Origin of the sequence: Collimonas sp. OK412 (assembly GCF_900112135.1) — a bacterium.
GTDB classification, from domain to species: domain Bacteria; phylum Pseudomonadota; class Gammaproteobacteria; order Burkholderiales; family Burkholderiaceae_D; genus Collimonas; species Collimonas rhizosphaerae.
On sequence record NZ_FOLC01000006.1, the window covers coordinates 191,898 to 204,838 of the forward strand.

General features: G+C 62.4%; 8 protein-coding genes. 4 read left to right on the plus strand and 4 right to left on the minus strand.

Annotation, left to right across the window (positions count from 1 at the left end):
• Window positions 1-10 precede the first annotated feature (10 nt).
• Together BM062_RS26180 and BM062_RS09140 are read left to right on the plus strand one after the other, a co-directional pair.
• Window positions 11-1,636, plus strand: a complete 1,626-nt coding sequence (locus BM062_RS26180; protein ID WP_175500939.1) for a PA domain-containing protein — start codon at window positions 11-13, stop codon at window positions 1,634-1,636.
• 94 nt (window positions 1,637-1,730) lie between these two features.
• Complete coding sequence (locus BM062_RS09140; RefSeq protein ID WP_175500940.1) at window positions 1,731-3,428, plus strand: YadA family autotransporter adhesin; 1,698 nt, start codon at window positions 1,731-1,733, stop codon at window positions 3,426-3,428.
• Here the strand turns inward: BM062_RS09140 and BM062_RS09145 are convergent, their stop codons facing one another.
• The 4 genes from BM062_RS09145 to ahpC all read right to left on the minus strand — a co-directional run bounded on the left by BM062_RS09145 (window position 3,429) and on the right by ahpC (window position 9,628).
• The gene (locus tag BM062_RS09145) at window positions 3,429-5,885 is read right to left on the minus strand and encodes a phosphocholine-specific phospholipase C (protein WP_092396009.1); all 2,457 of its coding nucleotides are present in this window, start codon (window positions 5,883-5,885) and stop codon (window positions 3,429-3,431) included.
• Between the two features lie 217 nt (window positions 5,886-6,102).
• Complete coding sequence (locus BM062_RS09150; protein WP_092396011.1) at window positions 6,103-7,140, minus strand: isocitrate/isopropylmalate dehydrogenase family protein; 1,038 nt, start codon at window positions 7,138-7,140, stop codon at window positions 6,103-6,105.
• A gap of 226 nt (window positions 7,141-7,366) precedes the next feature.
• Entirely contained in the window at window positions 7,367-8,962 is a 1,596-nt protein-coding gene (ahpF, locus tag BM062_RS09155) for an alkyl hydroperoxide reductase subunit F (protein WP_092396013.1), read from the minus strand.
• Between the two features lie 102 nt (window positions 8,963-9,064).
• Window positions 9,065-9,628, minus strand: coding sequence for an alkyl hydroperoxide reductase subunit C (gene ahpC, locus BM062_RS09160; protein WP_092396014.1), 564 nt, complete (start codon window positions 9,626-9,628; stop codon window positions 9,065-9,067).
• A gap of 448 nt (window positions 9,629-10,076) precedes the next feature.
• Between ahpC and BM062_RS09165 the strand changes: the two genes are divergently transcribed.
• Both BM062_RS09165 and BM062_RS09170 read left to right on the plus strand, forming a co-directional pair.
• Window positions 10,077-12,161 carry a bifunctional 2',3'-cyclic-nucleotide 2'-phosphodiesterase/3'-nucleotidase gene (locus BM062_RS09165; protein ID WP_092396138.1) on the plus strand — a complete coding sequence of 695 codons (2,085 nt, stop codon included), beginning with the start codon at window positions 10,077-10,079 and terminating at the stop codon, window positions 12,159-12,161.
• Window positions 12,158-12,898, plus strand: coding sequence for a tetratricopeptide repeat protein (locus tag BM062_RS09170; protein WP_092396015.1), 741 nt, complete (start codon window positions 12,158-12,160; stop codon window positions 12,896-12,898). The genes BM062_RS09165 and BM062_RS09170 overlap by 4 nt, the downstream gene beginning before the upstream one ends.
• Window positions 12,899-12,941 lie beyond the last annotated feature (43 nt).

The following is a 12,941-nucleotide window of genomic DNA, read 5'->3' on the forward strand; positions in this document are numbered from 1 at the left end:
CGGTATGCCGATGGCGCACGCCGCTGATTTTGTCCTGGTCAACCAGGATGCGCCCGGGGCTGGCTTGAATGACCTTACCGCGGCAGCGCCGGTGGGCGGCAATCCGGGCAAAACCCTGGGCGAACAACGCCGCCTGGTCTATCAGTTTGCGCTCGAAATGTATGGCGCGCTGCTCAACAGCGCGGTGCCGGTGCGAGTGCAAGCGTCGTTCGCTTCGCTCGGCCAGAATGCCGCCGGCAACAATATCCTGGGCCAGGCCGGTCCGATCAGCAGCTATCGCGATTTCGCCAATGCTCCGCTGGCCAATACCTGGTACAACGCTGCGCTGGCCAATGCCCTGCGCGGCGCCCAGAACAATCCGGGAAAAGACGATATCCAGTCGCAGTTCACCACCGACATCGATATCGGCGGCGCCGGCCAGGGCTGGTATTACGGGCTGGACGGCCGCACGCCGAAGGGACAAACCAATTTCCTCGACGTGGTCACCCACGAAATCGGCCACGGTCTGGGTTTTACCGGCGACAATTCCACTGTGCGCGCCGCGGCAGACCCGAGCCGGATCTACAACCGCTACATGCGCAGCGCCGGCGGACTCGACTGGAATGCGATGAGCGACGCCCAGCGCGCCGCCGCCCGCATCAGCGACAACCTGGTATGGACCGGGCCGCAGGTGACGACGGAAGTGCCGGTCAAGCTGCAGCCCGAAATCGCCCTGCACATCTCGGCGCCGGCCGCGGCGGCAGGTTATAACCCGTTCGCCACCGCGGATTTCGGTTCGCCCGCCAGCAGCGCGGCGTTTACCGGCAGCCTGGTGCAAGCGACCTATACCGACGCCGGCAACGTCATCCATACCGACGGCTGCCTGCCGGTCACCAACGGCGCGGCGCTCGCCGGCCGCATCGCCCTGATCGACCGCGGCGTCTGCAATTTCTCGCAGAAGACGCTCAATGCCCAGCAAGCCGGCGCGGTAGCGGTGGTCATCGCCAGCAACAAGCCTGACGCGCTGGCGCCGATGGCCGCCGGCGACGCCAACGTAGCGGCGCAGATCACCATCCCGACCGTGCTGGTGACGCAGGCGCTGGGCAACCAGCTCAAGGCCAACCTGCAAGGACTGGCCGCGGCAGGCATCGGACCCTATGCGGACCGCCACCTGGCTGCCGTGCTGGCGGATGGCGTGGACGCCAACGGCCAGGCCGTGCGGCGCGTCAAGCTCTACGCACCGCCGGGATTCTTGCCGGGGTCGACCATTTCGCATTTCGACCAGTTGACGGTGCCTACCGCCTTGATGGCGCCTAGCGCCAGCGCCACCGTGATCGCCCAGGCCGACCTCGACCTGACGCCGGCGCTGTTCATGGATATCGGCTGGAGCGTCAACCGCGGCCCGCTGAGCCTGCTCGATTGCGCCACCAATGTGCCGATCTCCTCCGCGGGCGGCCTGATCCCCGGCGCCAACGCCTTGACCAACCTCAAGCTGTGCGCCAAGACCTCGGCCACCGTCGGCGACTATCGCGACTGCACCGGCCGCTACGTGCAATCGCGGCTGGAAGCCAAGCTGTTCAAGCCGGCGCAGGCGCAGAGCCTGAAGATGTGCCTGGTCGGCAGCAAGGCCGACGCGCAGTTCGCAGCCTGGCACTGACTCCTACCGTCCTTTACTCTAGCCTTGGGAATTTCCGATGATGAATAACCGCAAATGTGGAAGAGACGGCGTGCCTGGTTTTGCGCTGTTGCAAATGAGCGTGTGCATTGCTGCGCTGGGCTGGCTGCCGGTAGAGGCCGGCGCACAGGTTGTACCTGCGTACTTTCAGGCTAAAGGCTTGAACGACGGCACCGATGACGCCAAGGCCACGGGCGTCGACGCCGTGTCTGTCGGCAGCAGCAGCCTGGCCTCGGGCGCCCAGGCGACGGCCTTGGGCACAGGCGCCCTGGCCAGCGACGACAACACTACCGCTGTGGGAGCTTACGCCGCGGCCGCCAAGGCCAACGCATCGGCTTTCGGCGCCAACAGTTTTGCCGGCGAGACCGGCAGCACGGCACTGGGAGCGAACGCCAATGTGTTTGACGTCAACGGCACGGCGGTAGGAGAGTCGGCGCTGGTCAACGGCAAGAACAGCACCGCGCTGGGCCGGCTGAGCCGGACCAACAGTGACAACAGCGTGGCGCTCGGCGCCAATTCGGTGGCCGACCGCGCCAATACCGTATCGGTAGGCAGCACGCAAAGCGTGACCGACGGCGCCGGCGTCGTCACCGCGCCGTTCCAGCGCCAGATCACCAACCTGGCGGCAGGCACGGCGGATACCGACGCTACCAACCTTGGACAATACCGCGCGGTGGTGTCGGCGCTGGGCGGCAACGCTTCCATCAACGCTGCCGGCGGCCTGGTCGCGCCGTCTTATGTGATCCAGGGCGTGGCTTCCTCCAAGGTCGGCGATGCTTTCTCCACCGTCGATGTCTGGATGACCGGCATGCGTTCTTCGTTCACCACGCTCAATACGCAAGTGGGCGTGATCGACAACCGCGCAACCAAGCTGGAGCAGGTGGTCGGTTCCGGCAGTACGGGCGCCACCGGCAGCAACGGCGCCGCCGGCAACCCGCCCCAATACAACAGCGGCGGCACCGCCCTGGTGCTGAATGCCAACGGCGGCAACGGCACGGTGATCAATAACGTCGCCGCCGGCACCGCGGCTACCGATGCGGCCAACGTCGGCCAGCTGACCGACATGCAGAAGGCCCTGGTGTCCCTGTTCAACAGCGGCGCTTGCCGTGTCGGCGCCGGCGGCGGCATTGCCTGCGGCAACGGCGTCAGCGCCAAGGGCGCCAATGCTGTCGCCCAAGGCAACAACGCCAGCGCCGATAGCGACAACACGGTTGCCGTCGGCGCCGGCGCTACCGCCAGTTTTGCCGGCTCGGTGGCAATCGGCGCCGGCGCCAAGGCGATTGCGGATCCGGCCACGGCGGTCGGCAACAATGCGATCGCCAGCGGCAACAATTCGGTTGCGCTGGGCGCCAATGCAGTGGCTTCCGCTTCCAATTCGGTAGCCTTGGGACAAGGTTCGGTTGCGGCGCGGGCCAATACGGTGTCGGTCGGTTATGCCGGCGGCGAGCGCCAGGTCAGCAATGTCGCGGCGGGCACCGAAGGCACCGACGCCGTCAACCTCAACCAGATGAAGGCGGCGGCGCAGGATACGCTGAACCAGAGCAAGAGTTACGCTGCGCGCGCAACGGCGCAGGCAATGGCCATCCCGCATGTGTATATGGCGCGCGGCGACAGCAGCGGCATCGCAGTCGGCACCGCCAGCTACGGCGGCTACGGCGCGCTGGGGGTGGCTTTTGCGTCCAGCGTTTCGCAGCACACGCAGCTGGCGGTGGGCGCCAGCGCCGCCAACGGCGGCAAAATGGCGATCCAGGGCAGCGGCAGCTTCTCCTGGTGATCAGGCCACCACGGTGAAAACAATTGGCCCCGCCAGTTGTTCCGCATAGGTGTCGTTGGCAAGGAACCAGGTTTTGTACGAGCCGGGCGCAAGCTTGCGGATATCCAGGGTGACCTGGCCGCTGAGCGAGGATGCGTATTGGTACACGCTGTAGGTTCTGTAGCCTGCCTGGTCGGGCACCGTGCTGCTTAACGGGAAAACGCCGATCCAGTTGCGGCTGTTCAGTTTCTGGATCGGCGTGCTGTAGTCGAAGACGATCGTGCCGCCCTGGCGCACGATCGGCGTTGATGTCGACAGTCTTGACGGCGCCACGACGCCGATCTGCGGATCGGTCCATGCCGGCCAGGGACTTTCCACGTGGCCTGCCAGCCGGCGCCAGAAGCTGGCGTCGGTATCTGCTTTCACGCTGAAATCGTACCAGCCCTTGGCAGCCCACACCGGCATCGGTATGCTCAGCGCCTGTCCGGCAGCCACCGTATAGCGTCCCGGCACCTTGGCGAACGGACCGGAGTTGTGCGTGACGGTGAAGGTGCAAGGTTTGGATCCGGCCTGGTTGGATAGTGTCAGCATCAGCGCGGCGCGGAAAAAGTCGTCGTGGGCGCGCACCTCGGGCGAGCCGTTGTTTGCGTTCAAGAAGCTGCCGCGCATTTCCCTGAAGAATCCGTTTGGCCCGTGCACGCGCAGTTCGTAGTCATTGCTTGTCCAGTTGCCGATACTGGCTTCAGGCAGGCTCTTGCCCGCTTCGACTGCGTAATGCCACGGCCCGTCGGTGCGCAGGTTCGAGTAGGCGATGAACGCCGCGCCGCTGCGGCCGGTGTTGCCGAACCTTAGCGTCAGTTCCCGATGTCCCGAGGATGCCGCGATCTTGCCGTCGACACTAAGCTGGTACGGCAGCGGGCAGGCGGGACGCGGCCTGCGGTCGGTTTCTTGCAGCGGCAGCGTTTGTTGTACCGGCGGAACTGCATCTACCGGCGAATTCACTTCGTGATAAGGCGGCGCCGGCGTGATCTGCGGCCATGCCTTGTTGGGATTCTTGAAATCGAACGCGGACGTCAGGTCGCCGCACACTGCGCGGCGCCACGGCGAGATGTTCGCGCAGCTGACTTTTTCCCTGTCGAGGCCCTTGCCGGCCGCCAGCCACTCCTCAAGGAAGCGCAGCACCGAAGTATGGTCGAACAGCTGGGAACAGACGCGCCCGCCTTTGCTCCACGGCGAAATCACCATCATCGGCACGCGCGGCCCCAGGCCTTTCGATTCCTGGCCGTAGAGTTCGCCCCTGGTCGGATCGGCCAGCGTGGTCAAGCCTTTGTCGGCATTCAGCGGCGGGATGTTGGACGGCATATGATCGAAAAAGCCGTCGTTCTCGTCGTAGTTGATCAGGAAAACCGTTTTCGACCAGACTTCGGGATTGCTGGCGAGCGCATCGAGCAGGCGCGATGAGAGATCCTCGCCGGCATTGGGCGAAGCTTCGGGATGTTCGCAGTATTCATACGGAGCGAAGATCCACGATACCTGCGGCAAGGCCGTCTTGCCGTCGACGCCGTCGATGTCGCGCTTGAATGCCTGGACCAGCAGGTCGCCCTTGGTGCCGGCGGTGTTGCCTGCGGTCGAGCCAGGGATCAAGGCCCGCCCTTTGAGATACAGGGGCGAGGTCGGTTTTAACCTGCTGCCGTCGCTTTCGACGCGGAACTGCTTGAAGTAGGCAAGGTAGTTATCGCCGTAGTTATCGAATTCCTGGTAAGCCTTCCAGCTGACGTTGTTGGTTTCCAGCACCTCTGCATAAGTCTTCCAGTCCGGCGCGCCGGCAATGGTTGCGGGGCTGATGTCGTCGTTGTTGATATCGCCGTTGTAGATCGGGTTGGCGTTGTAGAGGCTGCCCTGGTTCAGCCCGGTGATATTGTCGCCGGCGGTGCCGGACAAGGCGTAAAAGCGGTTAGGATCGGTCGGCCCGAAAATCGAACAGTGATAAGCGTCGCAGATGGTGAAGGCATCGGCCAGCGCGTAGTAGAAAGGCAGGTCGCCGCGGTCGAAGTAGCCCATGGTCTTGGCGCCCTTCTTTGCGATCCAGGCGTCCCAGTTCTTCCAGGTGTTTTCGGATCCTTTCCAGCTGTGGTTCAGGCCGACCTTGGTGGCGTTGGTGCCTTGGACGTCGAAGTGATACGGCAGTACGTAGGAAGCGCCCGCCGGCGTCGGCTGGTACCAGACCGGCTTGCCGCCGGGCAGGGAAATGGCGCGCGGATCGCCGTAGCCGCGCACGCCGGCCAGCATGCCGAAGTAATGGTCGAACGAGCGGTTTTCCTGCATGAAGATGACGACGTGCTCTACATCTGCAATCGTGCCGGTGCGGTTGTTGGCGGGCACGGCCAGCGCTTTCTGGATTGCTTCGGGAAGCGCGAAGGTGGCGCCGGCTGCGGCTGCGGCGCGCAGGAAATTACGTCTCGCTCTTGAATCCATCATCGTCCCTCAGTTGGCTCAGTTGATCTGCACACCAGGATTGATTTGAGCGCATCGCCTTGGCCGGATAGGCAAGGTTGCGCATCAGCGGCGTTGAGTCTAGCGGGGGTTTGTTACTGCCTGATGACGATACGCAGGATGCTGCGCACCAGCAGTGCATGCTGGCGGCAGGATCGGGTTTCAGATGAAGGGAAGATCAGGGCTCGATGGATGTTGCAATTCAGGCGGCCTGCAGCCTGCGTATGATCGCTTCGGTGAATTCGCGGGTAGATGCCTTGCCCTTGAGGTCGCCGGTAGCCACATGGTCTTTGTTGAGCGTGTCGGTGATCGCGGTGCGCAGGCGCAGCGCCAGGTCCTTGTGGCCGACGTGGTCCAGCATCTGCCCCGCTGCCAGCAGCAGGGAAATCGGGTTGGCGATGCCCTTGCCGGCGATGTCCGGCGCCGAGCCATGCACCGCTTCGAAGATCGCGCAGTCGTCGCCGATGTTGGCGCCGGGGGCCATGCCCAGGCCGCCTACCAGGCCGGCCATCTGGTCGGACAGGATGTCGCCGAACAGGTTGGTGCACAGGAGCATGTCGAACTGCCAGGGATTGAGCACCAGCTGCATGGCGCAGGCATCGACGATCATGTCGTTCATCTGTACCTTGCCTTCATATTCGCGCGCGATTTCCCGCGCGGCTTCGAGGAAGATGCCAGTGAGCGCCTTGAGGATGTTGGCCTTGTGCACCACGGTGATTTTCTTGCGGCCGTTCTTGAGCGCGTACTCAAAGGCGAAGCGCGCAATCTTCTTGCAGGCCTCGCGCGTGTTGATGCCGGTGGAAACCGCTACCGCGCGCGGATCGTCGCCGACCGGGATGTAGTACTCGTGCGCGACATAGAAGCCGCCGATGTTTTCCCGCACCAGCACGATGTCGATGTCTTCAAAGCGGCCCGGCACGATGGTCACCGCCGGCCGCACATTGGCGTACAGCTGGAATTCTTCGCGCAGGCGCACGTTGGAGGAACGGAAACCCTCGCCTATCGGCGTGGTCAGCGGGCCCTTGAGGGCCAGCTTGTTCTTGCGGATGCTGGCTAGCGTGGCTGCCGGCAGCGGATCGCCGGCGCTGGTGACGCCGGCCACGCCCGCCTGCTGTATGTCCCAGGAAAACGGCGACCCCAGCGCCTCCAGTACCTTGACCGTGGCTTCGACTACTTCAGGGCCGATGCCGTCGCCGGGAATCAGCGTGGCGGGGATTTGCTTAGGTATTGGGCTATTCATGGAATCCTCTTGAGAACACATTCATGGAACGGGACAGTGAGACCGGCAATATTAGCACCGCGAAGCTTTCGGACAGTTTACAAAGGCGTCGCGCAGGGGGAAGCCCCGCGGCATTGCTGTCGCGTTGCGTTTCAAACAGACATGGGAGCAGAGGAGCCCGCCGTAGCGTTTTGTGCCAGCCGCGGAACCGGGCTGGCGCAAAACGCTACGGCAGGTTGATTACTTCTTAGGCAGCGACAGTTTCGGCTGCAGCGGCGACATCTTCTTCATCCGACACCGAACTGCGGATCAGGTGGTCGAATGCGCTCAGCGATGCCTTGGCGCCCTCGCCGACCGCGATCACGATCTGCTTGAACGGTACGGTAGTGACGTCGCCGGCGGCGAACACGCCCGGGATCGAAGTCTGGCCCTTGGCGTCGACTTCGATTTCGCCATGGCGCGACAAGGCAATCGTGCCCTTCAGCCATTCGGTGTTCGGCACCAGGCCGATCTGCACGAACACGCCTTCCAGCTCTACCGTGTGCACTGCGCCGGTCTTGCGGTCCTTGTAGACCAGGCCGTTGACCTTCTTGCTGTCGCCGGTGATTTCGGTGGTTTGCGCCGAAGTGATCACGGCGACGTTTTTCAGGCTGTGCAGCTTGCGTTGCAGCACGGCGTCGGCGCGCAGCTCGTCGCCGAATTCGATCAGCGTCACATGCGACACCAGGCCAGCCAGGTCGATCGCCGCTTCCACGCCGGAGTTGCCGCCGCCGATCACCGCTACGCGTTTACCTTTGAACAGCGGGCCGTCGCAGTGCGGGCAGTAGGCGACCCCGTGGTTGCGATATTCGCGCTCGCCCGGCACGTTGATTTCGCGCCAGCGGGCGCCGGTGGCCAGCACCACGGTCTTGCTCTTGAGCGAGCCGCCGTTGGCGAGCTTGATTTCGATCAGCTTGCCCGGCACCAGCGCCGAGGCCAACTGAACGTTCATGATGTCGACTTCGTAGCTCTTGACGTGCTGCTCCAGCGCGGTGGCGAACTTCGGTCCTTCGGTTTCCTGCACCGAAACGAAGTTTTCGATCGCCAGCGTGTCCAGCACCTGGCCGCCGAAGCGCTCCGACACCACGCCGGTGCGGATGCCCTTGCGCGCTGCATAAATCGCAGCCGCCGCGCCGGCAGGACCGCCGCCGACGATCAGCACGTCGTAAGGCGCCTTGGCGCTCAGTTCGACCGCCTTGCGGGCGCCGGCGCCGGTATCGAGCTTGGCGAGGATTTCTTCGACGCTGGTGCGGCCCTGGCCGAACACTTCACCGTTGAGGTAAGTGGTAGGCACCGCCATGATTTCGCGTTTTTCCACTTCGTCCTGGAACAGCGCGCCGTCGATGGTGGCCTGGCGGATGCGCGGATTGATCAGCGCCATCACGTTCAAGGCTTGCACTACTTCCGGGCAGTTCTGGCAAGACAGGGAGATATAGGTTTCAAACACATAATCGCCATCCAGGTTGCGGATCTGCTCGATCACGGCTTCGTCCAGTTTCACCGGGTGGCCGCCGACCTGCAGCAGGGCCAGCACCAGAGAAGTGAATTCGTGGCCCATCGGAATCGCGGCAAAGCGGATGCCGGTATCGACGCCTGGGCGGTTGATGGAGAAAGACGGCTTGCGTTCGTTGTCGTCGCTGCGCTCGATCAGCGTGATGCGATCCGACAGCGTCGCGATTTCCTGCAGCAGCGATTGCAGTTCACGAGACTTGTCACCGTTGTCCAGCGACGCAACGATCTCAATCGGTTGCACGATTTTTTCCAAATAGCTTTTCAATTGGGTTTTGAGATTTGCATCCAGCATGGCGGTTCCTTGCATTCGTGACGATAAATTGGGGTACTGCTTGGGGGGATACTGCGGGTCCGGACCCTGTTCGGGACCCGGACCGTGAAATACTTGCGGGTATTAGATCTTGCCGACCAGGTCCAGCGATGGTGTCAAGGTTGCTTCGCCTTCTTTCCACTTGGCTGGGCAAACTTCACCTGGGTGCGATGCGACGTATTGCGCTGCCTTGACCTTGCGCAGCAGTTCCGAAGCGTCGCGGCCGATGCCGTTGTCGTGGATTTCGTACAGCTTGATCAGGCCTTGCGGATTGATCACGAAAGTGCCGCGCAGCGCCAGGCCTTCTTCTTCGATCAGCACTTCAAAGTTGCGCGACAGGGTTGCGGTTGGGTCGCCGACCAGCGGGTAGTTCACTTTCTTGATCGCGTCCGATGTGTCGTGCCATGCCTTGTGGGCGAAATGGGTGTCGGTCGACACGCCGTAGATTTCCACGCCCAGTTTCTGGAATTCAGCGTAGTTGTCGGCCAGGTCTTCCAATTCTGTCGGGCAGACGAAAGTGAAGTCAGCCGGGTAGAACACGAATACCGACCACTTGCCCTTCAGGGTTTCCTGGGTAACCGGCACGAACTTGCCGTGATGGAGAGCAGTTGCAGAAAATGGCTTAACTTGGGTATTGATCAAAGACATAGGGTTTTCCTTACTAAGGCTGGGGTTGAAGAAATCTAGGTAGCAACGATAAACCAGGTTGGTTCATTTGTATAATTGATTTAATTTTATGTTTCGATCCAAAATAACTATCGATAACGGGTGAAATCCTCCTTTGGATACGGTTTTGCCCTGGTAGAAATCATACTTTCAAGGCAATCAATAGAAAAAGCGCCAGAAATGAATGGACGTTTTACCGGGCAATAAGTTTAAGCATCTTGCCCGGATTCGTCATGCCGAGATCACGGTTGTAGAACAAAACCCTGCCGCCGCGCAAGGCGCCGGCGCATGTAACGTAATGTAATGATCAGGAAATATTTCCAAAATATAATTTCCGCCCGGAACGCCTCAAAAAGCGCGTAACAGTGGCGCCAGCTTCTTATCAAGACAAGCCCCGACAATATTTCCGAAAGTTCCCATGCATAAAAAGATGTGTCTGACCGCCCTCGCTGCCTTGGCAGTTTCCGCCTGCGGCAGCAACGGCAGCAGCAACCTCGGCGTCAATAATCCCGACAATGCGATTCCCGAAGGCACGGTGCTCAAGCTGGGACTGCTGGAGACTACCGACATCCACCAGAACGTGCTGAGCTACGACTATTACGGCTTGAAGGCCGACACCAGCCTCGGCCTCGAGCGCACCGCAACCCTGATCAAGGGCGCGCGCCAGGAAAATCCCAACAACCTGCTGCTGGACGACGGCGATGTCATCCAGGGCACGCTGCTCGGCGATTACCAGGCGGTTGCCGCGCCGGTGACCTGCAGCGGCACGCTGGCGGTGCACAAGGTGATGAACGCCCTGAAGTACGACGGCGCCGGCATGGGCAACCACGAATTCAACTACGGCCTGGATTTCCTCAGCCAGATCACCAATACCGATTTCGGCGTGCCGGGCGTGCAAAAAGGCAGCAGCTGCGGCGCGCCCAACTTCCCGCTGGTGCTGTCCAACGTGGTCGGGGTGTCGTCCGGCAAGCCGATCTTCAATCCCTACGCCGTGATCGCCAAGCAGTTCACCGCCACCAAGCCCGACGGCGGCAGCATGAACGTGGCGCTGAACGTCGGCATCATCAGCTTCGTGCCGCCGCAGATCATGGACTGGGACCAGAAAAACCTGGCCGGCAAGGTGATGGTCAACGGCGTGCAGGAATCGGCGCTCAAATATGTGCCGGAGATGCGCAGCAAGGGCGCCGACCTGGTGGTCGCCCTGTCGCACGGCGGGCTGGATGCTTCGCCTTACAGCCCGAAGATGGAAAACGGCAGCCTGTACCTGGCTACTACCGGCATCGACGCCTTGATGCTGGGCCATTCACACCTGATTTTCCCGCAAGCGCGTGAAACCGGCGCGCCGGCCATCGACGCTTCGCTGGCAGCCCTGCCAAGCACCCTGGTGGATACCGGCAAAGGCTTGGTCAACGGCATTCCGGCAGTGATGGCGCAAAGCTGGGGCCGGCGCCTGGGCATCATCAAGATGGTATTGAAATACCAGGGCGGCAAATGGGTGGTGCAGAAAGAGCAGACCAGCGTCGAAGCGCGCGGCTTCAAATATGCCGACGGCAAGACCAATATCGACGCCGATCCTACGATTGCGCCGCTGGTCGCCGCTGAACACCAGGCTACCCTGTCTTATGCCACGCAGCCGCTGGGCACCACGACCGATTTCGAGATGTCCGCCTACTTTTCGCTGGTGGGCGATGTCAGCGCGATCCAGATCGTCAACCAGGCCCAGATCGACTATGTGAAAACCTTCCTCGCCAGCTCCACCGATCCGGTGCTGGCGAGCTACAAGTCGATCCCGGTGATTTCCTGCAGCGCGCCGTTCAAAGCCGGCCGCAACGGTCCCACCGACTTTACCGACGTCGCTCCGGGCGCGTCCGCGGCCGCCCCGTTCGGCTTGCAGGTACGCAATCCAGGCGATCTGTACTTGTACGGCAACAACAACCTGCAGGCAGTGAAGATCAAGGGCTCCGATCTGAAAAACTGGCTGGAAACCGCGGCCAAGCAGTTCGCCACGATCAATCCGGCCAGCACCGGCGAGCAAGACCTGGTGCCGTCCTACTCGACGATTTTCAACTACGACGTGTTCTATGCCGAAAACAACGCGATGCAGTACCAGATCGACGTCACCAAACCGGCCGGCAGCCGCATCGTCAATCTGACGTACGCCGGCAAGGCAGTCGCCGATACCGACGATTTCATCGTCGCCACCAATGACTACCGCGCGGGCGGCGGCGGCAACGTGCCGGGCATAGACGGCAGCAAGACCATCATCAAATCGCCGGACGCCAACCAGGCGGTGGTCAGCGCTTACCTGAAAAAACAGGGCAAGGTCACCAATGCGGCAAACGGCAGCGGACAAAGCTGGAGTTTCGTCAAGGTGAGCACGCAGGGGCCGGTGATCCTGCGCTCCGCGCCGGGCAAGCTGGCGGTGGCGCAAGCGCTGGGTTTGGGCCGGGTAACGGCGGAAGGCGCGCTGGACGCCAGCGGTTTTGCCAAATACGCCATCGACCTGAGCAAATGATGGTTATCAAAAAACCGTTGGCGATAACGCTCTTGCTGCTGGCCGCGTCGCTGGGCGCATGTACCAGCGAGGTAGTGCCGGACAATGCACGGATCGAATCGGTCGGCATGCTTGCCCTGCACGGCCGCCAGCCCGGCGCGGTTGCCCAGCTGCAGGCGTGGGCCGCGGCTGGCCGGCCGGTGGCGCAGCGTGAACTGGCGCTGGCGTTGGCGTCTATGCCCGACCAGTCCGCGCAAGCGGGCGCATGGCTGCTGAAAGCGGCGGCAGCCGGCGACCCGGAAGCCCGGTTCCAGCTGGCCCAGGCTTTTTACCAAGGCAACCTGGGACTCAAGCTTGACCAAGCCCAAGCCTGGAGCTGGTATGAGCGTGCCGCCGCGTCGGGCAATGCAAAAGCCGGTTTCATGCTGGCCCGCATGGCGAAATACGGCGAAGGCGTGCCGCGCAACCTGCAACTTTCGGCCACATGGCTGCTGGAAGCCAGCAAGCAGGGCAACGCGCAAGCGATGTTCCTGCTGTCGAACGCCTATGCCGCGGGCGAAGGCGTAGAGCAGAATCCGCAGCTGGCCCGCGTATGGCTGGAACGTTCGGCCGAGGGCGATTTCCCGGTGGCGATCCAGGCCCTGGCCATGAGCCTGGAGAGCGGCGACCAGCACGGCGAGCGTGATCCCGTGCGGGCGCGCCACTTGATCAAGGAAGCCACCGACGAGCGCAGCATGCGCTGGAATAATTACCAGTAACCGCTGCAGGCCGGCGCTCCAGGACGCCTGGATTTCTCCCGTA